This is a genomic window from Lyngbya sp. CCY1209, from assembly GCF_055795065.1.
In genome coordinates this window covers 1-24,227 of record NZ_JAYFER010000441.1, presented here as the reverse complement: position 1 = coordinate 24,227, position 24,227 = coordinate 1, and the positions used below count along the sequence as shown (strand labels likewise).

The 24,227-nt window shown below is 55.0% G+C and carries 20 protein-coding genes; 11 read left to right on the top strand and 9 right to left on the bottom strand.

Annotated features, from left to right (window positions below; genetic code table 11):
- Positions 1–121: 121 nt before the first annotated feature.
- The 5 genes from infC (at position 122) to prfC (ending at position 7,041) form a co-directional block, all read left to right on the top strand.
- On the top strand, positions 122–664 hold the full coding sequence (gene infC, locus AC0QHF_RS13590) for a translation initiation factor IF-3 (protein WP_324704757.1): 543 nt from the start codon (positions 122–124) through the stop codon (positions 662–664).
- Positions 665–975: 311 nt separating this feature from the next.
- Positions 976–4,014, top strand: a complete 3,039-nt coding sequence (locus tag AC0QHF_RS13585; protein ID WP_324704756.1) for a HEAT repeat domain-containing protein — start codon at positions 976–978, stop codon at positions 4,012–4,014.
- 41 nt (positions 4,015–4,055) lie between these two features.
- Positions 4,056–4,529, top strand: coding sequence for a Crp/Fnr family transcriptional regulator (locus tag AC0QHF_RS13580; protein WP_324704755.1), 474 nt, complete (start codon positions 4,056–4,058; stop codon positions 4,527–4,529).
- 178 nt (positions 4,530–4,707) lie between these two features.
- Positions 4,708–5,262 carry a hypothetical protein gene (locus AC0QHF_RS13575; RefSeq protein ID WP_324704754.1) on the top strand — a complete coding sequence of 185 codons (555 nt, stop codon included), beginning with the start codon at positions 4,708–4,710 and terminating at the stop codon, positions 5,260–5,262.
- Positions 5,263–5,418: 156 nt separating this feature from the next.
- A complete protein-coding gene (gene prfC, locus AC0QHF_RS13570; protein WP_324704753.1) occupies positions 5,419–7,041 on the top strand; it encodes a peptide chain release factor 3 in 1,623 nt (540 codons plus the stop codon).
- 5 nt (positions 7,042–7,046) lie between these two features.
- On the opposite strand, the gene aqpZ is transcribed toward prfC, so the two are convergent.
- Both aqpZ and cobJ read right to left on the bottom strand, forming a co-directional pair.
- Positions 7,047–7,802: an aquaporin Z gene (aqpZ, locus tag AC0QHF_RS13565; protein ID WP_324704752.1), complete on the bottom strand. Its 756-nt coding sequence runs from the start codon at positions 7,800–7,802 to the stop codon at positions 7,047–7,049.
- Positions 7,803–8,050: 248 nt separating this feature from the next.
- Positions 8,051–9,961: a precorrin-3B C(17)-methyltransferase gene (gene cobJ / locus AC0QHF_RS13560; protein WP_324704751.1), complete on the bottom strand. Its 1,911-nt coding sequence runs from the start codon at positions 9,959–9,961 to the stop codon at positions 8,051–8,053.
- A 183-nt stretch (positions 9,962–10,144) separates the two neighbouring features.
- On the opposite strand from cobJ, the gene AC0QHF_RS13555 reads away from it, so the two are divergent.
- Positions 10,145–13,744 (top strand): ATP-binding protein, encoded by a 3,600-nt coding sequence (locus AC0QHF_RS13555; protein WP_324704750.1) that lies wholly within the window; start codon positions 10,145–10,147, stop codon positions 13,742–13,744.
- Here the strand turns inward: AC0QHF_RS13555 and AC0QHF_RS13550 are convergent, their stop codons facing one another.
- Positions 13,745–13,993: an HNH endonuclease gene (locus AC0QHF_RS13550; protein WP_324704766.1), complete on the bottom strand. Its 249-nt coding sequence runs from the start codon at positions 13,991–13,993 to the stop codon at positions 13,745–13,747.
- Positions 13,994–14,953: 960 nt separating this feature from the next.
- Here AC0QHF_RS13550 and AC0QHF_RS13545 point away from each other — a divergent pair.
- The gene (locus tag AC0QHF_RS13545; protein ID WP_324704749.1) at positions 14,954–15,316 is read left to right on the top strand and encodes a hypothetical protein; all 363 of its coding nucleotides are present in this window, start codon (positions 14,954–14,956) and stop codon (positions 15,314–15,316) included.
- A 119-nt stretch (positions 15,317–15,435) separates the two neighbouring features.
- Here AC0QHF_RS13545 and AC0QHF_RS13540 read toward each other — a convergent pair whose 3' ends face one another.
- Complete coding sequence (locus AC0QHF_RS13540; RefSeq protein ID WP_324704748.1) at positions 15,436–15,975, bottom strand: GIY-YIG nuclease family protein; 540 nt, start codon at positions 15,973–15,975, stop codon at positions 15,436–15,438.
- 25 nt (positions 15,976–16,000) lie between these two features.
- Positions 16,001–16,321 carry a hypothetical protein gene (locus tag AC0QHF_RS13535; RefSeq protein ID WP_324704747.1) on the bottom strand — a complete coding sequence of 107 codons (321 nt, stop codon included), beginning with the start codon at positions 16,319–16,321 and terminating at the stop codon, positions 16,001–16,003.
- A 265-nt stretch (positions 16,322–16,586) separates the two neighbouring features.
- Here AC0QHF_RS13535 and AC0QHF_RS13530 point away from each other — a divergent pair, with 265 nt between their 5' ends.
- Positions 16,587–17,204 carry a hypothetical protein gene (locus AC0QHF_RS13530; protein ID WP_324704746.1) on the top strand — a complete coding sequence of 206 codons (618 nt, stop codon included), beginning with the start codon at positions 16,587–16,589 and terminating at the stop codon, positions 17,202–17,204.
- Here AC0QHF_RS13530 and AC0QHF_RS13525 read toward each other — a convergent pair.
- Positions 17,201–18,214, bottom strand: a complete 1,014-nt coding sequence (locus AC0QHF_RS13525) for an aldo/keto reductase (protein WP_324704745.1) — start codon at positions 18,212–18,214, stop codon at positions 17,201–17,203. The genes AC0QHF_RS13530 and AC0QHF_RS13525 overlap by 4 nt on opposite strands.
- A gap of 60 nt (positions 18,215–18,274) precedes the next feature.
- On the opposite strand from AC0QHF_RS13525, the gene AC0QHF_RS13520 reads away from it, so the two are divergent.
- Entirely contained in the window at positions 18,275–18,424 is a 150-nt protein-coding gene (locus AC0QHF_RS13520; protein ID WP_324704744.1) for a hypothetical protein, read from the top strand.
- A 481-nt stretch (positions 18,425–18,905) separates the two neighbouring features.
- Positions 18,906–21,782 (top strand): diguanylate cyclase domain-containing protein, encoded by a 2,877-nt coding sequence (locus AC0QHF_RS13515; RefSeq protein WP_324704743.1) that lies wholly within the window; start codon positions 18,906–18,908, stop codon positions 21,780–21,782.
- 224 nt (positions 21,783–22,006) lie between these two features.
- Here the strand turns inward: AC0QHF_RS13515 and trpA are convergent, their stop codons facing one another.
- Genes trpA through ndhL form a run of 3 tightly spaced genes read right to left on the bottom strand, consistent with a single transcriptional unit; the run spans position 22,007 to position 23,391 of the window.
- A complete protein-coding gene (gene trpA, locus AC0QHF_RS13510; RefSeq protein ID WP_324704742.1) occupies positions 22,007–22,810 on the bottom strand; it encodes a tryptophan synthase subunit alpha in 804 nt (267 codons plus the stop codon).
- A gap of 51 nt (positions 22,811–22,861) precedes the next feature.
- A complete protein-coding gene (locus AC0QHF_RS13505; protein ID WP_324704741.1) occupies positions 22,862–23,176 on the bottom strand; it encodes a DUF3007 family protein in 315 nt (104 codons plus the stop codon).
- On the bottom strand, positions 23,176–23,391 hold the full coding sequence (gene ndhL, locus AC0QHF_RS13500) for an NAD(P)H-quinone oxidoreductase subunit L (RefSeq protein WP_324704740.1): 216 nt from the start codon (positions 23,389–23,391) through the stop codon (positions 23,176–23,178). Before ndhL ends, AC0QHF_RS13505 begins: the two co-directional genes overlap by 1 nt.
- Positions 23,392–23,812: 421 nt before the next feature.
- Between ndhL and AC0QHF_RS13495 the strand changes: the two genes are divergently transcribed.
- Positions 23,813–24,007 (top strand): hypothetical protein, encoded by a 195-nt coding sequence (locus AC0QHF_RS13495; protein ID WP_324704739.1) that lies wholly within the window; start codon positions 23,813–23,815, stop codon positions 24,005–24,007.
- Positions 24,008–24,227: the final 220 nt, after the last annotated feature.

Below are 24,227 nucleotides of genomic sequence, written 5' to 3'. Positions count from 1 at the left end.
TAGCGTTTCTAGAGTTTAGATTAAATCTCGACCGCATTTCGATTCGGAGTGAGTAGAATGTTGGAATATTAGCACCCGTTGAGATGACAAACTGCTGACATCCTTACTTAAAATGCCTGTAATGCCTGTGATAGAAAGAAAAAACCGCAACTTACCCCAAATCAACGACAATATCCGCTTTCCGAAGATCCGCCTGATCGATACCGAAGGGGGTCAGCTCGGGATCATGACCCCTCGGGATGCCATGAAACTGGCCCAAGAGAAGGAACTCGACCTGGTTCTGGTGAGCGACAAAGCCGACCCGCCGGTTTGTCGGATCATGGACTACGGAAAGTTCAAGTACGAACAGGAACGGAAGGCCCGGGAAGCCCGTAAAAAGCAGCACACCGCCGACGTCAAGGAAGTGAAGATGCGCTACAAAATTGACGAACACGACTACAACGTGCGCGTGAATCAGGCGAAACGCTTCCTCAAATCCGGAGATAAAGTCAAAGCAACGATCATGTTTCGGGGTCGGGAAATTCAGCACAGCAACCTGGCGCGGGAACTCCTGAATCGCATGGCGGTAGACTTGGAGGAGCAAGCCGAGGTTCAACAGTACCCCAAACAGGAGGGGCGAACGATGATGATGCTGTTGTCCCCGAAAAAAACGACGACGACCTGAGCCGATCGCCTGTGGGCGCGATCGGTTCCCACGACTGACGATCAAACTCCGGTAGATGGGAAGCCCCGCGTTTTCGGCGGGGGGCCCGAGAGCTGCTCTCAAGTTCGGATCATCAGTTATCATACGGATTTCTGACGATCGAATGACAAAAATAGTTGGGCTCCAAACTATTTTTGCGGACTCGATCTGAGTGATGGGTGCAAGGACAGGTTTGGCCGAACCGAGATTCCGGTTCCGTTCCGATTCCCAATCCAATTGGAACCTTGCAATAATTGTAAAGAATCGAACGTGCTGAGGGATCTCGAGACGGCATGGAAAAGCGAATTGGCGAGTCAGGGGCAGTGGGACTGGGGTTGATGCGGGGGTTGAATCTCCGCCCCGAAGAGGTCGAGCGGACGCTGTTGATGTTCGCCGTCTACACTTTTTCATCCGTCGGACTGATCTGGCTGGAACTGAGTACGGTCGGTTTATTTCTGGACGAATACGGGGCCGACAAGCTGCCCTGGATTTACATCGCCAGCGCCGGGATCGGGTCGAGTTTGGGTGTGGTCTACTCGCGGCTGCAAACCTTCCTGCCCCTGCGGCGGGTGATTGTCGTGATTTTGCTGTTGATGGCAATCCCCCTATTTTTATTTCGGTTCGGACTGGGGCTGCAAAACATCAAAATCTTGGGGTTGAGCGTGCAGTTCGCGACCCTATTTTTGATGTGGCTGTGGGTGGAGGCCTGCTACCTCCTCAACGACCTCAATACCTCGATCACGGCCAATCAGCTTTTCAACATCCGCGAGATCAAGCGCACCTATCCGATCATCAGCAGCGGTTTCCTGGTGGCGGGGGTGGTGAGCGGATTTTCCCTCCCCGTGCTGCTGAAGGTGGTCGGACTCAACAACGTCACCCTCGTCTCGGGGGCGATGGTGTTGGTGAGCGCGGGTATATTATTTTACCTGTCCCAAACCTACGAACAGTCGTTCCCGGACTCCTCCCGGTGGACGCCGGAAGACGAACTGCCGGAATTCAGCACCCGCAGCCTCAAAGGGCCCCTGCAGGGTTACGTCATCCCCCTGGTGGTGTTCTTCGTGATGGCGGAAGTCCTCTATGTGATGGTGGACTTCCAATTTTTCAGCCAACTGGAATACCGCAGCGCCGCCGGCGGGGCCAGCGGGATCGTCAGTTTTCTGGGGGTGTTCGAGGGGGTGCTGAGTACGTTCCAGGTGGCGACTCAGTGGTTCGCCTCCTCGCGGCTGGTGGAAAAAATCGGGGTGTTCGGGACGGCCTCGGTGCTGCCGGCCGCGATCGCCTGTCTGGGGTTATTTTCCCTCATCGGCGGGATCACCGGTTTATTCAGCGTCTTCGTCGGCTTTTTCATCCTGCGGTTTTTGGACGAACTGTTCCACTACACCCTGATCGAGACGACGGGGGCGGTGCTGTTCCAACCCCTGCCGGAAAACATCCGCAGCGACATTCAAACCCTGGTGAACGGGGTATTTGAACCCCTCTCGACGGGGTTGAGCGGGGTGGGAATTTTAGCCCTGCTGGGGGTGACGTACTGGATCTTGCCCCACGCTTCGGAAATGGGATTTCGGAGTCAGCAGAGCCTCATTTTCGTCGTCACCATTATCCTGCTGGCCCTGGTTTGGCTGTGGGTGGTGTGGAAGATCCGATCGCAGTACGTCCGCCTGCTGGTCCGTAGCGCCGAGCGGGGCCGGCTGGGGACGACGGACATCGACATGAAGAGTTTGAAGCGATCAGTGGTGGAGGAGCTCAAGCAGTCCACGCCGGAGGCGGACAAGCGGTCTTGCATCGAACTGCTCACCCAACTGGACCCGAAAAATGTCGGGGACACCTTGGTGCCGCTGCTGGATATCCTGCCGCCGGCGCTCCAGCACCAAGCCCTGGAGATCATGCTCAACTACCCCAACCCCGAACACTTGCAGGCGATCCGATCGCTCTCGGCCCAGAACCTCCCCCCGGAAGTGCTGGCCCTGGCTCTGCGCTACATCTGGATCACCGAGTCGAGCCCCGACGTCGAACAGTTGCGGCCCTACCTGCAACCCCAGGTCGATCCGGTGGTGCGGGGGACGGCGGCGGCCCTGATCATGCGCCGGGGCGATCGCGAGCAGAAGGCCGCGGCCACCAACATCATCCGGCGCATGATCGTCTCTAACCAAGAGCGGGAAAGGGTCATGGGTGTCCGCGCCCTGGGGGATGCCGACTACCTGCAAGGGCTGAGACTCTACCTCAACGACCTGTTGCAGGATGAGTCCCTGAGAGTGCGCTGCGCGGTCCTGGAAGCGATCGCGGCCACCCACATGGAGGAATACTACCAATCCCTCCTCAAGGCCATGTCCTACCGCTCCACCCGGGACGCCGCCCGCCAAGCCCTGGTGCGCCTGGGTAACGAGGCGATCCCCCTGCTGATGACCGTGGCGACGGATATCTACCGGTCTGACCTGGTACGGCTGCAGGCCTGGACGGCTCTGGGGGAAATCGCCACGCCGGAGGCCCTGGACGCCCTCATCGACCACCTGCTAATTTCCTGGGGGACGACCCGCCGCAACATCCTCCGTATCCTCCTGAGCATCCCGGACGAGGCGGGGATCGAGCAAACCCTGGACCGGATCGGGCGCAATGGCCTGGAAACCTTGATCGAGCAGGAGTTGATGTTCGTCGGCCAACTGTACGCCGCTCTGCTGGATTTCGGGTGGGACGGGACACCCCGGCCGGCCGAAGACGGGGAAAATGCCCCTCCCCCCAATCCCACCCCCCGGGAGCTCCTGTGTCGGTCTGTGCAGAATCTGGAATTCGATGCGGTCGATCGCTGTTTCCTGCTGATGAAGTTCCTCTATTCTCTGGGGTCGATTCAGGCGGCGGCCTTCAACGTGCGATCGCACCAACAGGGCAACGTCGCCCGGGGGTTGGAAATTTTGGACAACACCGTGGATATTACCCACAAACGCGCCCTGATCGGCGTATTGGACAACCATTCCCTGCGTCAAAAAGTTGAGGATCTTTCCCCCCTGACCGCCTACCGGCCGATGGAACCGAGCGATCGCCTGCGATACCTGCTGGAGTTGCGCCACTTCCTCTCCGACTGGACCCTGGCCTGCTGCTTCCACCAAGCCCGGGACGCCCGCTGGAGCCTGACGGCCGAACAGGCGCTGATGTGTCTGCGCCACCCCAAGGGCTTCGTGCGGGAGGCGGTGCTGGCCTACCTGCGGGTCGGGGCGCGGCAGGCTTTGGTAGAATTGTTGCCAATGCTGCAAAGCGATCGCGATCCCCTCGTGGTTCACCAAGTCGAACAATTGATGGCGGAGTTGGGAGTTGGAGGAACGACGGGGATCAACAAGTGAAGGGATCAAACCGATATTATTTCCGGGGTTGAATTGTTCCTATGCTAACTAGCGTCCAACGGCTACTATTTGTCAGAAAAGTCCCGATTTTTCAGGAGTTGCGGGACGATTTCTTGGTGCGTCTGGCATCTGTGATGGACGAGTTGTCTTTTCCCGCCGATCACAATATTTTTACCGAGGGACAGGAGGGGCGATCGCTCTATATCGTCGTCTCGGGCCGGGTGAAGGTTCACCACGGCGACCGGATTCTGGCCCGCCTGGAAAAGGAGAGTTGCTTCGGGGAAATGTCGCTGTTCGACGCCGAACCGCGATCGGCCTCCGTGACCACCCTCGAACCCTGCGAGTGCCTGATGCTGACCCAAATGCAGCTTTATGACGCGATCGACGAGACGCCCGGAATTGCGGTGAACATCATCCGCTTGCTGTCCCGGCGGATTCGCGAACTCAACCAGCAGGTTAACACCCAAACCCCCCCCGAACCGTCCCTGGCAGAAGTGCGATCGCCCAAAGGGTAAACAATTAATCATTAATAATTTTTCTCGGGCTATTTTTAGGGTGCGTCCCCGCGCCATCTATTATCGGGGGGAACGCACCACCACCGACTCAATGAAATGAATTTCAGACAGACAAACAATGACTCGTCAGCCCTTACTCGATCCGGATCGTTCTTATACGTTCAGCAATTATTTTGAGTTGGGATTTGCAGCCGATGATTTGGCAGCCGAGTTCGGTTACTCCTGGGAGCGAACATTTCTAACCTTACCCCAATATTCGGGAGAATTAGACCGAATCGCTGATTTAAAGAAACGCATTGAGGAGATACTACCTTATCTCGATCTGGAGAATGAGGCAACCCGTCGGGAGATGCTGATCGCACCCATTATTGCCGACTTAATCCACTATTCACGCGCCAAGTTAAGAATAGAATATTCCATTCAAGTTGACAATCAACTGCAAGGAAAATTAGATTACTTGTTACGTTCTATCCATAACAATTTAATCGTTATCGAAGCCAAACAAGCGGATATCAATCGAGGATTTACCCAATTGGCGACGGAAATGATCGCCCTCGACCGGTGGACTGATTCCCCACAGGTGGAAATTTTGGGGGCGGTGACGACGGGTAATATTTGGCAATTTGGCATTCTAGATCGTCGATCAAAATCGATCTGTGAAGGACTCAATCTTTACCGTGTCACCGAAGAATTGGAAGCCATTATTAGAATTTTATTGGCTCAACTGGTTTGACGGAACGGGTCGTTAAAGTCCCCCTTTTAAAGGGGGATTTAGGGGGATCGTCCGTATCTCATAATTTTAAAGCCGGGGCAGAATCTGTGATAAAATAGATAGACCCGTTCTCCGCAATGGGTAATTCACGAAAAGTCCCCCAAATCGATCGACCCTATGCCAACCGAAATTAAGGACGAGTTACAAGTTGCAGTCGAACGACGCCGTAACTTCGCCATCATCTCCCACCCCGACGCCGGGAAAACCACCCTCACCGAAAAATTGCTGCTGTACGGGGGGGCCATTCACGAAGCGGGCGCCGTCAAAGTGCGGAAAGCCCAGCGACACGCCACATCGGACTGGATGGCGATGGAGCAGCAGCGGGGGATTTCCATCACCTCCACGGTGTTGCAGTTCGACTACCGGGGGGCACAGATCAACTTGCTCGACACCCCCGGACACCAAGATTTCAGCGAGGATACCTACCGGACTCTGGCGGCGGCGGACAATGCGGTGATGCTCGAAGATGCCGCCAAGGGACTCGAACCGCAGACACGGAAGCTGTTTGAGGTCTGCAAGCTGCGGAGCCTGCCCATTTTTACCTTCATGAATAAGATGGACCGGCCCGGCCGCGAACCCCTGGAACTCCTGGACGAAATTGAGAAGGAGTTGGGGTTGCAAACCTACGCGGTGAATTGGCCCATCGGTATGGGCGATCGCTTCCGGGGGGTTTTCGATCGCCGCAAAAAGCAGATTCACCTGTTTGAACGCAGCGAACATGGCTCCCGAGAAGCTTTGGATACGGTACTCGAATTGGGCGACCCCCGCATCGAAGACTTGTTGGATCAGGATCTCTATTATCAACTCAAAGAAGATCTGGAACTGTTGGAAGAATTGGGATCGGATTTGGATCTCGATGCCGTGCATAGCGGCAAAATGACACCGGTATTTTTCGGCAGTGCCATGACCAATTTCGGCGTGCAATTATTCCTGGATGCGTTTTTGGAATACGCCCTCAAACCGGGTTCCCACAAGAGCACCATTGGAGATGTTCCCCCGGATTATCCAGAATTTACCGGATTCGTGTTTAAATTGCAGGCGAATATGGACCCCAAACACCGCGATCGCGTGGCTTTCGTGCGGGTGTGTACGGGTAGATTTGAGAAGGATATGACCGTCAGCCACGCCCGGACGGGGAAAACCGTCCGCCTCTCCCGCCCCCAAAAATTGTTCGCCCAGGATCGGGAATCCATCGCCGATGCCTATCCGGGGGACGTGATCGGTTTGAACAATCCGGGGGTATTCGCGATCGGCGATACGATTTACAACGGCAAGCGGCTGGAATACGAGGGGATTCCCTGTTTTTCCCCGGAACTGTTCGCCTACCTGAAAAATCCCAACCCTTCCAAATTCAAACAGTTCAATAAAGGCATTTCCGAACTGCGGGAAGAGGGGGCAATCCAGATCATGTACTCTCAGGATGAGTCGAAGCGGGACCCGATTTTGGCGGCGGTGGGGCAGTTACAATTTGAAGTCGTGCAGTTCCGGATGCAGAATGAATATGGAGTAGAAACCCGCCTGGATATGCTGCCCTACAGCGTCGCCCGCTGGGTGGCGGGGGGATGGGATGCCCTGAAAAAAGTCGGGCGCCTGTTCAATACCGTCACGGTTAAGGACAGTTGGGGGCGCCCGGTGTTGCTGTTTAAAAATGAGTGGAATTGTCGGCAGGTGGAGGGGGAACACCCGGAATTGGAGTTGAGAAATTCCGCCCCGGTGGTGTCCGGACAGGAGCCGGAATGAACCCTTTATTTGGGGTCGGGAGTCAGCGGGGTTTCGATAACTGAAGTTTCCGTGAAAAGGGCGGTGTAGGCGTATCCCGCCACGATCGCACCCACAATCGGGGCGACCCAAAATAGCCACACTTGGCTGAATAGTTCCACCCCGGCGAACAGGGCCGGTCCGGTGCTGCGGGCGGGGTTGACGGAGGTGTTGGTGACGGGAATGCTGATCAGGTGGATCAGGGTGAGGGACAAACCGATCGCGATCGGGGCGAAACCTTGGGGGGCACGGCTATCCGTCGCACCCAAAATCACCATCAAAAACATGAAGGTGAGGACCACTTCCGCAATCAGACAGGACAGGAGGGAAAAACCCCCCGGAGAGTGGGTGCCGAAACCGTTGGTTGCCAGGGGATTGGAACCCGTCAGGGCGAAACCGGGCTGGCCGCTGGCGATCGCGAACACCAGGCCAGCCCCCACGATCGCCCCCAAAACCTGGGCGATCATATAAGGTAGCAAATCGGAACCCGGGAACCGCTTCGCCGCCCACAACCCGAAGGACACGGCGGGGTTGAGGTGGCAACCGGAGATGTGGCCGATCGCGTAAGCCATCGTCAATACGGTCAAACCGAAAGCTAGGGCGACCCCCACAAATGCGATTCCGAAGGGGTTGGTGGGATCGTCCCCCGGAAAGCTGGCGGCGAGGACGGCACTGCCACAGCCCCCGAAAACCAGCCAAAATGTGCCGAGAAACTCGGCGGCGCAGCGTTTATTGAGTGGCATTTTTTGACCTCATGTCATGAAATCATAATGATGATGAGTAGCCATGATACCACCTGTTTTTAAAATCTCCTTTTTTTATACAAGTTTTTAACATCAATGCCCGAGTATTAATGCCGATCGCCGGGTTGGGTAGCCCGAACAAAGTCGCCAGTTCTGACCATGAATTGCCCCACTCCTCCGCCCTGTGTCCCCGTCTCCTATCCCGACAACTGATATCGAGTTCCGAAACAATGGGCGGCGATTTCCCCCTATTCTTCCCTTTTGTTCAAATACCCCCGCGGCGCGATCATCCAATTCTGATAAAAGCGGGTGCTCCCATTGCCGATCAATACCGTCGTCAGCATATCCACCGGGGTTTCCAGCAATTTTTCTAAGGTGGTGAGGGCGATTTCTTCGTCGGGGCGGTAGGCCGATCGCACGATCGCGACGGGGGTTTCCGGGGAACGGTACTGCAAGAAAATCCCCTGGGCAATAGCCAATTGTTCGGTGCGAGTGCGCGATCGCGGGTTGTACAAAGCGCAGGCAAAATCCGCCATCGCCGCGGCCTTCAGGCGCTTCTCGATGACTTCCCAGGGCGTGAGCAGGTCGCTGAGGCTGATCGCGCAAAAATCGTGCATCAGGGGGGTTCCCACCCTCGCGGCGGTCGCCTGGAGGGCACTAATGCCGGGGAGTACCTCCACGTTGGGAGTCCGGCCGTCCCAGCCCCGCGATCGCAGCACTTCCAAAACCAACCCCGCCATGCCGTAGATGCCGCAATCCCCGGAGGACACCACCGCCACCGTCAGCCCCCACCCGGCCAGGTCGATGGCCCGTTCCGCGCGATCGCGTTCCCGGGTGATGGGGAAGGATTCGACGATTTGCCCCGATCGCAATAGGGGCGAAATCAAGTCCAAATACAGGCCGTAACCGACGACCGCATCCGCCCCCGCGACGGCAGTTTGGGCCGCCGGAGTCATCTGGGACAACTCCCCCGGCCCGATGCCGACGAGCCGCAGTTCCCCCGTCCGTCCAGTAAATTCCCGTTCCGACTCGGCCACGGCCACCGTCACCGCCTGTCCGATCCGCTCTTCCCCCTCCGGAGTGGCGGTTTCGACCCGGTGGACTTGTTTGGGAACCCGCAGGCTGTCGGCCCCCGCTGCCCGCAGTGCCGCCGCCTCGGCTACGCTGGGAGTCCCCACTTCCCGGTCTACCACTTCCGACGGGTTGGGGACGTCGAGCGATCGCAATTCTGACGGCGAAAAGGTCAACAGGGGCCAACCGCGATCGCGGCACAGTTCCACCAACCCCGCCTCGTCCGCTTTCAGGTCGAGGGTAGCAATTCCGGCGATCGCCTCCGGGGTCAAATTCCGTTCCCGCAGGACCGCTTCGACGGCCGTTTCGATGACGTCTCGGGGGGTGCGGCGCTCGCAACCCACCCCCACCCACAGGACTCGCGGATGCCACCGCACTGCCGGAAAATCGGACAACTCCCGGCGCCCGGTTTCGATCCAAACTGTCGGCCCGGGAGGGATATTGTCCGCTTTGATAAACTCAAAAGTGTGATGTTCGGGCAGGGCCGATCGCCACAGGGTCGAACCGGCGGTTTGAACGACCCGAACCCGTTCTCCCCGGGCGATCGCGGCGCTTACCCCCGTCCAGTCCCCCTCTCCCCGACGCCAGCCGAAGGGGACTCCCAACAGGTCGAGGGCGGGCAGTCCAGAACTCGCCGAAGCCCCCGTCAGGACGGGTGTTGCCCCCAATTGGCGGGCGATGAGTTGGGTGAGGCGATCGGCCCCCCCCTGATGGCCGCCGCACAAACTGATCGCGAACTGGCCTTGGGCGTCGAGAACTACAACCGCCGGGTCCGTCGATTTGTCCTGGAGGAGGGGGGCGATCAGCCGAACCACCGCCCCGCAAGCCATACAGAAGACGAGAGCGCGGTGGGTCGGCCACAGTTCTCCGAGCAATTCCCGCATCGGGCCTTCGTAAACTCGGGTTCCCCCCAGGTCGGCCAAAGTCGGCGGTACATACAGGGTTCCCCCCGACGCCTGACAGAGGGGTTGCAGTTGTCTGGCGCCCTCGGGGGTGGTTGCGATCGCGGCCAGGGGGTGGAAGGCTTTAAACTGGGATAAAATCATCGGCTGGAGGAATTGCGGGTACTCGGGAGTTTGTTGCAACATTTTATTTTATAGCAATGAGCGTCGTGTATTAACAGTTTGAATCCGGGAAGAAATCTGAAAATCCTTACCTTATAGAAAAGCAGTTGGAGTTCCCGACTCCCGATTCCCGACTCCCGACTCCCTGCGCGTCGCGCTATCAATTGAAATCCGGGCGATCGGGCTTTTTATCTAAATGGTACGAAGATGAAACGGTTTAAATGTCGGATTAAATCTGGAATTTCCACCATTCCCATCAAATTTTTACTGGTCGTTCCCTTCGCCCTGCAAATTTTGGCGGCGGTCGGACTGGTGGGCTATTTCTCCTATCGAAGCGGACAACAAGCGGTCGAAAAGCTGGTCAACAAACTGATGGAAGAGGTGGGCGATCGCATCGTCCAAAATCTCGAATATTACGTGCAAATTCCCGATTATATCACCCGGTCCAACGCCCAATTGGTCAACTCCGGAATGTTGGACGGGACAGACATCGACGCGATGGAAAAATATTTTGTCGAACAGATCAATATTTTTCCCAACATGAGTTCGATTTATATCGCGACGAACGACAACCAGTTTCGGGTTGTCGCCAAAATCGAAGCCGACTCTTTGCTGATTCGGGACTGGGAGGCATCGACGACGGGTCATTTAAACAACTATGTCGCCGACTTGCGGGGAAATCGCCTCTATTTAAGAAATTTTACTCCGAATTACGATCTCTACAACGATCCGCAAGATAAGCCTTGGTACGAACGGGCAACTTCGGCTCCCGATGGCCTTTGGTTCATCGTCGTTTCCGGCATCAAAGGAAGGGAAAATAAGATTTTAGTTCTCGTGCGATCGCTGCCCTTTAAAGACCGCGATGGGACGGTTCAAGGTGTCCTGGGTGCGACTATATTTTTAGATAAAATGAGTCTGTTTCTAAAGCAATTAGACATTTCCCCCAATGGACGATCGTTTGTCATCGACAAGGACGGATTTTTGATCGCGACATCGACGGGAGAACCGCCGTTCATACAGGGCTATAAACCCGGGGCTAATGCCGAAAACGCCGACCCCACAAAAAGGAGGCTTCACGTCCGAGATAGCGAGGATAAATTTACCCAAAAATCGGGTCAATTTGTCATCCAAAAATTTGTCGAAGCGGAACTCAAAACTCCGAAAAATAGTTCTGTAGAAAAAGATGGGAATCATTATTTTGTGCGGGTCATACCCTTGTCGATTTTTCCAGAACTCGATTGGGTGATTGTCATTTTGGTGCCGCGATCGGATTTTATGGCGGAAATCAACGAAAATATCCATCGAACTTTAGTTTTTTGTGCGTTGGCATTTTTGGTGGCGACACTCATCGGCATCAGGACGGCCGAAAAAATTGCCAAACCGTTAAAACAATTGAATGAAGATACCCAAAAAATTGCATCTCAAGAAATTAAAAATACCGCCCAAAAGACTCGGATTCGCGAACTGCACGAACTCGGGACTTCGTTTGACAATATGGCGGAACGGCTGGAGGAATCTTTTCGGGCGTTAAAAAATAGTGAATCCAAATTTTTGACGTTTTTAAATACCGTGCCGGTCGGCATCAGTATCTTTGACGTGTCGGGACGAGTCATTCTGATCAATCAAGTGGGACAATCTATTTTAGGGCGCGGAATTCTGAATATTTCAGTATCGCAGCTTTCCGAAGTTTATGAAGTTTATATTGCGGGGAGCGATCGCCACTATCCCACCGAACAACTTCCGGTCGTGCGGGCACTGCGGGGGGAAACCGTTTACGTGCAAGATATAGAAATTGAGAAGAACGGACGGCGGGTTCCCTTGGAAGTTCAGTCGATCCCAGTTGTTGACGAATCGGGTCAAATTATTTACGCTATCAACACCTTTCAAGATATCACGGAACGGCGACAAGCCGAACAGTTGCGCGTCAATTATCAACGGGATCTCGAGCGCCAGGTCGCCGATAAAACCGCCGCTTTGCAGGAAAACGAAGCGCGACTCAAAGAAGCGCAGCGCATCGCCCATGTCGGCAGTTGGGAATTGGATGTCGGGACAAAAATTTCCGTTTGGACTGAGGAAATGTATCGCATTGCGGGGCGCGATCCGGTTGCTTTTGATATTGCCTATTCTAATATTTTAACTCTGCTACCCCTCGAAGATCGAGGCAAGCTACAAAGGGCAGTGGAAGGGGCGATCGCCGACGGAACGCCCTACGAAGTCGAACACCGAATTATCCGCCCGGACGGTTCGGTTCGCCACGTCGTCAGCCGGGGAGAAGCCATTTTTGACGGGGCGGGAAACGTGGTCAAACTGCGAGGAACCGGCGCGGATATCAGCGATCGCAAGCGGGCAGAAATAGAACTACAAAAAGCGAAAGAAACAGCCGAGGCGACCGTGGAAGCAAAAAGTGGATTGATCGCCAATATGAGTCACGAACTGCGATCGCCCCTCAACGCCATTTTGGGATTTGCCCGGTTGCTGATGAACGATCCGGAATTGACCTCTCAACAGTGCGAAAATGCGGAAATTATATTTCAAAGTGGCAACTATCTCTTACACTTGATCGATCGGGTTCTGGATTTGGCGAAACTCGAAGCCGGTTGCGCGACGGTCAATCCGACCCCGTGCAATTTGGATTATTTATTGCAAGAACTGTATCATTTATTCTCCCTGCAAGCCCAAAATCTGGGGCTCAACTTGACCGTTCAAAAACAACCCGACGTTCCGAGTTGGATTCGGACGGACGAAATGAAACTGCGGCAGGTTTTGATCAATTTGCTCAGTAACGCCGTCAAATTTACCGAAACGGGACGGATCGAAGTTCGGGTCGCGATCGCATCGAAAACGCCCCCCTCGACCCTGAAACTGTGCTTCGCGGTGGAAGACACAGGACCGGGAATTTCCCCAGCAGAACAACGGCATTTATTTACCGCTTTCATGCAAACAGAAGTCGGACGGCGCAGCCAGACTGGAACCGGACTCGGCTTGAAAATTAGCCGCGAATTCGCACAGTTGATGGGGGGAGATATTCGAGTCGAAAGTCAACCGGGTGTCGGCAGTACATTTGAGTTGAGTATTTTGACGACAGAAATCGAACCGACTGCCCTCTCGGAACCGCTCCCCAGTCCATCCCCCCTCAGCCTCCGACCCGGACAATCTCATTATCGAGTTTTGGTGGTCGATGATCATCTCCCCAACCGTCGCTTGCTGATTCAATTGTTGACTCCTTTCCAAGTCGAAATTCGCTCGGCTGAAAATGGTATGGAGGCGATCGCATTGTGGCAACAGTGGCATCCCCAGTTGATTTGGATGGACCTGTGGATGCCGGTGATGGACGGATATGAAGCGACCCAAATGATTCGCAAAATTGAAGCCGAAAATGGCATCGATCCCGTGGTCATTATCGCCATTTCCGCCACCATTTTTGAACCCGATGACCCCAAAAATAAGATGGCTGAATTCAATGATTTTATCGGCAAACCCTTTCAGGAAGAGACCATTTTTTCCGCCCTGAAACACTATTTAAAAAACCTACAGTATCAAGACCCCGACGAAACAGCCGCATCGACCCCCGCGATCGCACCGATTTCAAATTTAGAAGAAATGATGAAAAATTTGTCAAAAGCTCAGATAGATGAACTCGAATCAGCTTTGATACTGGGCAGTACGGACGGAATCAATGGGGTCATCAAAACCTTTGAAAATGACCGCCCTGAACTGGCCAAAATCCTGTTGAAAATGGCGGGGCGCTTCGAGTATATAAAAATTCTCAATCTGATCGATTCGATCCGTTCGGAAATCAACCCTTAATTATTGATTGGTAAAACGGCGATTGAAACGGCGATCGCGGTAGTGCAGTTTGCGCCGGTTGCAAGCCCAACAGAGGGTCTGCAAATTGCTCAGATCGTTCGTCCCACCCCGGGCAAGGGCGATAATGTGGTCGATGGTCAGTCGGGTTTCTTCCCCCGTCTTGCCGCAACTTTGACAGGTGTAGCGATCGCGATCGTAAACGTATTTTCGGACGGCGGGGGGGAAGGGAATGCGAGGTGTTTTTTCCATTGTAGTCGAATCCAAACCCCAGCGATCGCCGCCGTTTTTCTTGCCGATCAGACTGCCGTAAAACTCGAGCAAACCGCTGGTTTTGTAGGTGCGATCGCCGCTCAAAAACTGCGTTTCGATGTGGCGGTTTAGGCGAGTTTTGAGTTGGTCGTCATACCAAGTCGCATCAATGTGATTGAAAACGTAATTTTGACTCCCGATGTGGACCAGCCGTCGCCACTCCGACAGACGGTATAACAGATGTGAAAAAGGGGCGCCGGCTAAGATCCTCAATTAAAATCTAAGATAGTTTGGCGACTCGGGCTACAGTAAATTTACTGAATTTTCGGCCGGAAATGCGATCGCTGCCGCCCGCCCAGAAACATCGGGGTCGATTTTCGGACACTTCGGGGAGACGACGAAGACAATGGCTGATATATAGCGGGCAACAGGCAATAGGCAACAGGCAATCGAAAAGCAGTTTCAGTTCCCGATTACCCTCGCTTCAGCGCTATACCGGGTCGTTTCGGCAGTCCGAGACTCCGCTCCTCCGATACTCGCGAGCTTGAGACTTCCCCGGGGGAAGGGTCAAAAGCCGGCTCTGATATCAACAGCGATGAAAAAGAGGATGGGTTGCGACACGCCCCCACCTTTACAAATTCTTCACACCTTTTTGAACGATCTTTACAGAATCTTGAAGACATCGGCGTTTGAGATTGAATATACTATAAATTATAGGAACAGAACGAGGGGTTCACACAGTTTAACTAGCTGGATCTACTTCCCCAATATGTTGCTTGATTTAATTCTGTCCGTGAATAACTAGTCGCTTGTCTTCATTCAAAGTAGCCAGTTCACTCGGCTACTTTTTTTTGACCTCACAAGTCCCTCGGAAACTCCCCCAAATCACCCAACGGTAGGAAGTCAACCCCATTTTATTTTCCTAAAACTGAAGTTAGGAACTATCTGGAATGCCGGCTTATGAAAACGCTGATTGACATTACTACGGCTCTTTGGGCATCTTTGAAACCCCGCTCCAACCAATTTGAAATCGACATTTACGGCTTGAATACCTGCGAGCTATCTACCGATGAGTTGCAGGCACTGATGAGTTGGTTAGTCCGACAACTGACCCACACCGGATACACCGGAAAATCTTATTTGCTCTTCGATCGCGGAGATGAGGATTGGAACCGCCTCATTTTGACTTCCATCTTCCGGGAAGAACCGCTGTTTCTTTACCGACTTTGCCAGCGTCCTGACCCCCCCCACTGCGGCTCTCACTGGTTCCTAACTCAACATCCGAGTTTGAAACTCTACCAACTCAAAACCGAATGTTCCTAAAAGTGAACAGTGAAAAGTGAATGATTGTTTCGAGCATAAAGTAGGGGGAGCCGGATGCTCCCTTTCCAACCTTAAGTCGATATCTTATACCGAAAAAGTCAATCCTTTCGAGGTATCGATCACTTCAAATCGAGGATGCCGTCGGTTTTAAACTTTGGGTTGAACCGAATGTTTTCCTGCACTCCCCGTTCCGCTAATTCCTGTAAAATCAATGCTTCCACCCGTCTTGCCACATTTTTTAGCAGCTTTTCTTTTGACAATTCATCGAGGGTTTTAAACTGGTCAATTTCCTCGGGCGTCATTTGCAGTTTCACGTCGATGGGTTGATTCCAGCGATCGCCCTCCTCGCCATTTCCCGGCGGAACGGAACCATTTTCGGCGATCCAAGCCGTGCGAATTTCTTCGAGCAACGTCCGACTCGGGCGGGTGATAGTTTGGACTTTCAGCCAGTGGCAAGCTTGGGTTTGGCGGACTAAATGCTGTTTGAGACTTTGGAAAATATCTCGGGAATAGCCCACATATTTTAGGGTTTTATCGCGGTCAAAAATGGCGTAAACTCCGATGGTTCTGGAGAGGCTTTCCGGCAGCTTGCCGTCCGCGTCGATGTAGGGGATGAAATCGAGCTGGTCGAGAGAAACGGTGTCAATTTTTGCAGTCATATCCGGAATTGAATGAGGTAAAATATCAAAGGCGGCGGTAGATGGCACAGAGGCGGCTGGGGTTGAAAATTTTGGCTTGAAACATATAGTTTGGCGGCACGTTAACGATGACATGATCTTCGGATTGATGGTAGGGTTCAAATTCCGGCGGCATCCCTTTGGGGGTGTTCGTGCTGTAGGGAACAGGTTGGAAAAGCTGCCCCGTAAATTCGACGCGATCGCCTCCAATTTGCCGACTGATTTGATGCAAAAATGTCTCCCCGTTCAGGAGTTCAAACAGCAGCGATTCGGCTTCGGGTTCGAGGGTAAAATGACCGTCAAAATTTTCGATAACTTTCAGTTTCACAGTTGCTTCTCCTGTCGGAATGGTCGGAGCAGGGGCGGTTAAAATTTCTCCCCCTGGACGAAATGCCCCCTCTCTACCGTGTATTTTAAAGGGGCGGGAGTCCGTTCCCAACGGTACAATTGCTCAAATTTAGATGAAGTCTTGTGACGCCCGATCGATCAAATCTTAACAAAGGCTTGACGGCGACATGATTAAATGGATCGAGGCAGGGCGGACAGTTTGCGTTAGCATGACTCATAATATTTTCACCCTATCGACGAGAGCCATGCAAATGACAGATCCCCCATCCCCACCCCCCCCAGACCGGCGAGATTGGCCGACCGTGGCGGAATATGTCGCCGTCGCGGCATCCGGGGTGGGTACGGTGGCCGCGGCGATTTTGTACCGCCCCATTTTGGTAGCCGCGGCGCCGCTCACCGTCGCCTTGGCGTTGAATACCTGGAACCGCCGGCGGTTCGAGGAACAGATCCGGGAAAAAACGGATTCCGCCATCGCGGAAATGCATCAAGTGGTGGGATCGCTCTACGATCAGATTCAGGCATTGCCGGGAGAATCGAGCAACGAACTCGATCCGATCGCCGACGTCCTGACCGAAGTGCAGCGGGTGACGCGGCGGTTGGAGGAGAGTGCCCTGCGTCAGGAGGACTGGGAAGTGATGAACGTCCGGTTCAAGTTGATGGAAGAGGCGATCGACGCCATCAAACATCAACCGCCGAGTTCGGGTCTGCCCCGCCCGATTCTACCGGAGGATTTGGTGGTCTTGCAAGACCAACTGGCCGACCTTTACCGGCAGGTGAACGAGTTGCAAACCCAGCATCGGGAGGTGGTCAAACCCTTCTTGAGACGCCTGGTGTTGGCCGTGAAAAAACTGCAAGAAAGTTAACGATATTCGTCGCCACAGTCGCCGATTATTTCCAACAAATCTCGCGATCGCCCGGTCACATCATGAATTGTTTGGCGATCGCCCTCATCCAGGCTGACATCGAACACCCTGGCATTTTCTTCCAAATGTTCGGAAATGCCCAACCTCGCCCCCACCATCGTCCCGGCCACCGTCGGTTGGTCGAGGATGTAGCGGACCGCCACGTTGGCGATGCTGACTCCGTGGCGATCGCCAATTTCTTTCAAAACTCCCAGCAACTCTTGGAATAACTTCCACCCGCCCCAGGTGTCGATCATGTTTTTATATTTCTTGAGGCTGACGGTTTTCAACATCATGGCGATCGGCTCCGGTTTGCCGAGATACTGCTCCGATAAAAAGCCGCCGCAGAGGACGCCGTAGGGGAGCAATTTGATGTCGTGGGCCTTACAGAACTCCACCATTTTCACCAGCGGGCGGCGATCGACCAGGGAAAATTGCACCTGGTTGGAGACAATTTTAATCCCGTTTTCGAGGATAATTTTGAGGCGATCGGTGTCGAAGTTCGTCAGGGCTAGATGCTTGATTTTGCCCTCCGACTGGAGGTCGCCCATCAGGCGGAGGGCTTCCAAATAGTTGTCGTCGCGGTAATCCCACCAGTGAAACTGCATGATATCGAGGGCATCGACGTTCATCCGCTGGCGGGAAATATCGATGTTTTTTTCCACCCAATCCCGGGTCATTTTTTGCGGCCGGGGAACCCATTTTGTGAACGCTTGAACCTCAGATAAAGCTTCTGAACCCCGGGCGTCCGCCAGTTGCCGCCGGAACTCGCCGATCAGGTCTTCCGCCGGACCGTAGTGGTCGGCGAGATCCCAGGTCGTGTAACCGGCATCGTGGTAGGCGAACATACTTTGGACGGCGGCTTTGGGATCGATGCGTCCGTGATACCCGGACACTTGCCACATTCCGTTTAAGATCCGACAGATGTTGAGGTCGGCGGTGAATTGAAATCGGGCTGAGGGTGGTAACATGGTTGTCCGTGGGTCTTCAATAGTCTGCAATAATATATCACGGAATCCCGGAGTCTGAAAATGTGCGATCGCCCGGAATTTGCCGGCTCTTGGGGCGTGATCTCGAATGTTATCGGTTTGACGGTTTTTGATCCGAAGCGGGCGGCGATCGCCCGGGAGATGAAAATTGGGGCAAAAATCGACCGATTCTCCCGGTTCGTGCCGCTCTGAAAATCGAGTCCTTTGGCGGTCGGATTTTCCCATGCCATTGTTTTAAGCAACAATTGACTAAAATTATGAGTCCCTTTTAAAAAATTAAATTTTGATAAATTTGGGAAGATTTTTAAAGCCTCAGTGAGAGGATGTTTCCAAGGGCTTTTCGAGTCCCGACAAAAAAGGAGGAAGCGACCCAGCCCACGGGGCCGCGCCCTCGGGTTCCCCCGGGATGGGCGGGGAGCGGACGGACCTCTATCTCGAGAGAGAGGAGCGGGGGAGGCGGTCGCGAAAGGGCGGTCGAATGGGTCATCAGTTGCGGGCGGGGAAAGCCGTACTTGCGGGCGATCGGGATGCCAAAATATGGCAATTATTGCTACAATTCAGACAATTTAAAATCCAGATCGAGCTCGACTCAACTTCATCACTGATTGATGAATCTTGCGATTCCCAGTCCGGCAAAACAATTCCTCGGCAAGTGTAGCATCCTTATCAAAACATGGTTCAAATTCAGTTACCGGATATCAATCCTTTTCGGGCAAATTTAAAAAAAGAGATGCTGACGGTTGCCCAGGATACCCCCGTGTCTGTCGTCATCCAAAAAATGAATCGCAGGGGAACCGACACGGCTCTGGTGGTCAACGGCGGGCATTTGGCGGGGGTATTTGGCGGGCGGGATGGGGTGGCGGCGATCGCGTCGGGGAAGGCATTGGCAGGCGTGCCGGTGGGGGAAGCGATCGCCCATGCCGCCGTCACCCTGAGCGAATCCGAGGCGGACAATCTCTTCGCAATTTTAGATGCGTTTCACAACCATCAAACCCACTGCCTCGTCATCGTCAATTCCCAAAACCGGCCCGTCGGCATCATCACCCCCGCATCGGTCCAAGAACGGCTGACCCCCTGCGACTTGCTCAAATTTTTGCGGGTCGATGAAGTGATGGAAACCGGAATTTTGCAGGCATCTGCCGAGTCATCCGTCCGCGAGTTGGTGAATTTAATGTATCAGTCCGATGCCCACTGTGTCGCGATCGTCGAGTCCGGCGCCGCCGGGTGCCGCCACCCCGTCGGCATCGTCACGGAGCGAGATCTGCTCCAATTTCAAGCTCAAAATCTCGACGGTGAGGGGGCTTCAGTCCGGACAATCGTGAGTCATCCGGTCATCGTCGCCGCCCCCCAGGATTCCCTGTGGACGGTTCACCGGCGGATGCTACAATCCGCCGTCCGACAGTTGGCGGTCGTCGGAGATGGCGACGGGCAACTCCTCGGCCTGGTGACGCAAAGGAGCATCCTCAGAGCCCTGAACCCCGCCGATTGGTTGGAGGTGGCGACCACCGTGCACTCCAGCCGATCGCAGTGCATGAGCGAACTCTCCCTGCAAATTGCCGAACGCCAGCAGTGCCTCCACCAATCCCGGGAAACCCAATCTTACAATTTGTTGGATAACTTCGGGGATCTGATCTGCTGCTACACCCCCGAAGGGATCTTGACTTATGTCAATCGAGCTTACTGCGAATATTTTCGGCAACCCCCGGAAAAGCTGCTCGGGAGCAACTTTTTGTCGCTGATTCCGGAAGGCGATCGCGAACGGGTGGGGGGGCAGGTCGCCGCCGTCGCGACAACGGCGGGAATCATGACCGTCGAACATCAAGTTTTGGCCCCCGACGGTTCCCGACGCTGGCAAGAGTGGAGCCACCGGGCCGTGACCGACACCGGCGGCAACGTGACCGAAATTCAGGCGATCGGCCGGGATATCACCGATCGCAAACAGGCCGAAATTTTACTCAGACAGCAAGTCGAGCGGGAACGGTTGCTCTCGGAAATGACCCAAAGAATCCGGCGATCGCTCGATTTGGACGAAATTCTCAACACCACCGTGGTCGAAGTGCGGCAGTGCCTCGACATCGATCGCGTCCTGATCTATCAATTCGATCCGGACTGGAGCGGCACCGTCATCGTGGAAGCGGTCGCCCCGCAACACCCGTCCATCAAAGGCCGAAAGTTGAGCGACAAGTGCCTGAGCATCGAACGTTGCATCCAACCCTACACCCGAGGTCACGTCCACCGGGTCGAGGACATTTACACCGCCGGACTGGCCGACTGTTACGTTGACTTATTGAGCGAATTGCAGGTGCGGGCCAACCTGGTGATTCCCATTTTCCAGGGGGAAAAAGTCTGGGGACTCCTGGCCGCCCAAAACTGCGGCGGCCCCCGCCGGTGGCAAGACTGGGAAGTGCACCTCCTGCAACAGATCTCCGCCCAAGTCTCCATCGCCCTCCACCAAAGTTACCTCTACCGGCAAACCCAACAGCAGGCCCACCGAGAACAGGCCCTCAACCGCGTCATCCGCACCATCCGCAACTCCCTCGATCTCAACACCATCTTTCAAGCCTCCACCGCCGAGGTAGGCCGGCTCCTCGGCGTCGATCAAGTCAGCATCTACCAGTACCACCCCGCCGCCCGACTGTGGCAGGGGGTGGCCGACTACCGTCGCCACTCCCAGATCCCCGACTCCCTGGGGTTGGAAATTCCCGACCGGGACAACCCCCTGGCCGCCCAACTCAAACACTTGCAAGTGGTGCGGATCGACAGCACCGAATCCTTGCAGGACGGCGTGAACCGGATGGTCTCCGCCAACTTTCCCGGCGCCTGGCTGCTCGTCCCCCTCGAAGTCAACGAATCCATCTGGGGCAGCCTCAGTTTGCTGACCCTGGGGCGGAACCACCCCTGGGACGTAAGGCAAGTCGATGTCGCCCGCACCGTCGCCGACCAACTCGCGATCGCCATCCACCAGTCCCAAATCTACCGCCGCCTGCAACTAGCCAACCAGGAACTCAAACGGCAGGCCACCATCGACGGCCTCACCCAAGTCGCCAACCGCCTCCGCTTCGACACCTACCTGCACCGGGAGTGGCACCGACTCAAACGGGAGCAACAACCCCTGTCCCTGATCCTGTGCGACATCGACCAGTTCAAACGCTACAACGACACCTACGGCCACCCGGCCGGGGACGAATGCCTGGTCCGCGTCGCCCAAGCCCTCCAAGGGGGCCTCCGGCGTCCGGCCGATCTGGTCGCCCGCTACGGCGGCGAAGAATTCGGCATCATCCTCCCCAACACCACGGAAGCGGGAGCCGTGCGAGTCGCCGAGAGCCTCCAAACCGCCGTGGAAGCCCTGCACATTTCCCACGTCGCCTCGGACGTCGGCGATTGGGTGACGATCAGTTTGGGCGTCGCCTGCGAGGTTCCCACAATTGAGGGATCGCCCGCCCACCTGCTCAAATCGGCGGATTTGGCGCTGTATCAAGCCAAAGAACGGGGGCGGAATCGGTATTACGTCGATCCGGTCGGGTGCGATCGCCTGGAGAAAAGTGGGTGATTGCAACAGACCTCTTGAATTCCCAGAATCCCACTGCAATAATTAAAAACAGAAAGGCACATTACGAGGGTTTCAAGGAGCTGGAAGGCAGGTGTTTATGGGAGCACCGCTCTTCCAGCTTTTCTTTTGTGTCCGAAAATTGGGGCGGGGAAAAGTGAAAAGTGAAAAGTCAAAAGTCAAAAGTCAAAATTCCCGATTCCCTAATACCGACTCCCGACTCCCGTTTAGGCATCGATCGCGCTCCTGAGACTTTTGCAGAAATCGGCGATCGCTTCCAATCCCTGTTCGGGGGAACCGTCGGCGAGGCGTTTGACGAAGGCGCTCCCCACGATCGCCGCGTCGGCGCCCCAGTCCCGCATCTGTCGGGCCTGTTCCGGTTGGGAAATCCCGAATCCCACGCCGATGGGTTTGTCGGTGAGGGCACGCATCTGGTCGAGGAGATCCCGGACCCGGCCTTGCACTTGAGTCCGCATCCCCGTCACCCCCGTGACGCTGACCAGGTAAATGAACCCCTGAGACTGGCGGGCGATCGCTTCGATGCGCTCCCGGGAACTCGTCGGCGCCACCAGCAGGGTCACTTCGATCCCCTGTTCCCGGGCGGGTGCGAGCAGAATTTCCGCCTCTTCCAAAGGCAAATCGGGCACCACCAACCCCCGCGCCCCCGCGTCGTAAATCTGTTTGAGAAACTTGGGAATCCCCCGGTGCAGGATGGGATTGTAATAGGTAAATAAAATAATCGGAGCCTTGAGGGTGGGACTGACGGTTTCGAGCATCTCCAACACCCCGTCCAGGCGGGTCCCCCGGTTGAGCGCCCGGGTCGCCGCCGCCTGGATGACCGGGCCGTCGGCGAGGGGGTCGGAGTAGGGGACCCCCAACTCGATCAGGTCCGCCCCGTTATCATCCAAAACCTTGAGGGCTTTGGCGGTGGTTTCCAGGTCGGGGTCGCCGGCGGTGATGAACGGAATGAGAGCGCAGGAAGGGCGATCGGGCGAACGCAACGCCTCGAACGTTTGAGAAACTGAGATCATGTTGAGATGGGTAATCGGTTATTGTCGGGTCGGTTATTTTCGCCGCAGGTTTTAAGAATCTGACGACTCGGAGGAGCGATCGATTTCGGCCTGCAGTTGTTCGAGTTCTTCCGGAGTCATCTCTTCGAGCCGTTTCTGAATCACCGCTTCCTCGTAGTCTCTGAGCTGTCGATTGTAGGTCATGTTCTGGGTGAGAGCCCGTAACAGGTAGGTCAGCAGCCAGCCGACCAACCCCCCCACCAACACCGCCTGACTCCAAATTCCGGCGTTCGTACTGTCGAGGCCGAAACGCTGGAACGCCCAGTACAGCACCGCCCCCGCCGCAAAAATACCGATTCCGATCCCGATGACGTCAATTCGTCGCATCAGCTTTCAATCTGTCGGGGTTGGGGACGAAAATTCAGGAACGGAGACAGGAGTATCAGGCCGGGGAAGAAGAAGAAGACCAGAAAATACATGAAGGCCCGCTCGAAGGAACTGGCGACGTACCAGCGGCTCTTGAGGTAGAAGTACAGGGCACCGGGGGCCACGATCAGGTAGGTGCCGCCGAGGATGACGTACAGTAACAGTGCGATCGGCATGGTTGGGTGGTTTGGGAATCGAACGACAACTGACGCGGACGTGCGGACAACCTGGCAGAGTTGATCGCGATCGCCACATCGCTATTTATTATTGCAGGACTCGGGCGCAGCAAGCCAACCCGAGGGCTTATTATTGCACTCAACTGTCCTTTGCGACAGGGGTCGGGAATTTGAGAGGGTCGGGGCGCTGCATTCCAGATTGAACCCACGAGATCACAGAATTGCCCTGTGGGTGTTGCCAAAACGATTCAAAAATGCTCAAATAAACAAATGGGATCTTTCGGCGCGAGCGAGCGATCCCATCAAACTGGGGGCGTGGCGGAATGGTAGACGCTACGGACTTAGAAAACTGGGCCTTGGGGCGAGAAATCCCTCAAGTGACGGCTCTCAAATTCAGGGAAACCTAAATCTGGTTCCAGACATGGCAATCCTGAGCCAAGCCTTTGAAAGTACGATCGGAAGCGATCGCGGCGGTTTTCAGAGGAAGGTGCAGAGACTCGACGGGAGCTACCCTAACGTCAAGTCGAGGGTAAAGGGAGAGTCCAATTCTCGAAGCGATCGGGCCGAATCCGGCGATCGCGGCGGCGAAAGCTGCGGGAGGATGAAAATCCGTTGACCTTCACCGGTCGTGTGGGTTCAAGTCCCACCGCCCCCATTTTTGTTAAACCCTCTTCCGGCTAGACTTCTGGCTGTTTCATTAAGCCGAAAATCATGTCATTGGCGTGATTTTCGGCTCAAGAGAATGACCGAAAGTATTGTAGTTGATACTCTGCGGGTTAAAACCACGCAGATTCTTAAGTAATCCAAAGCTGGATTCTCAAAGGCATTATCAAAGT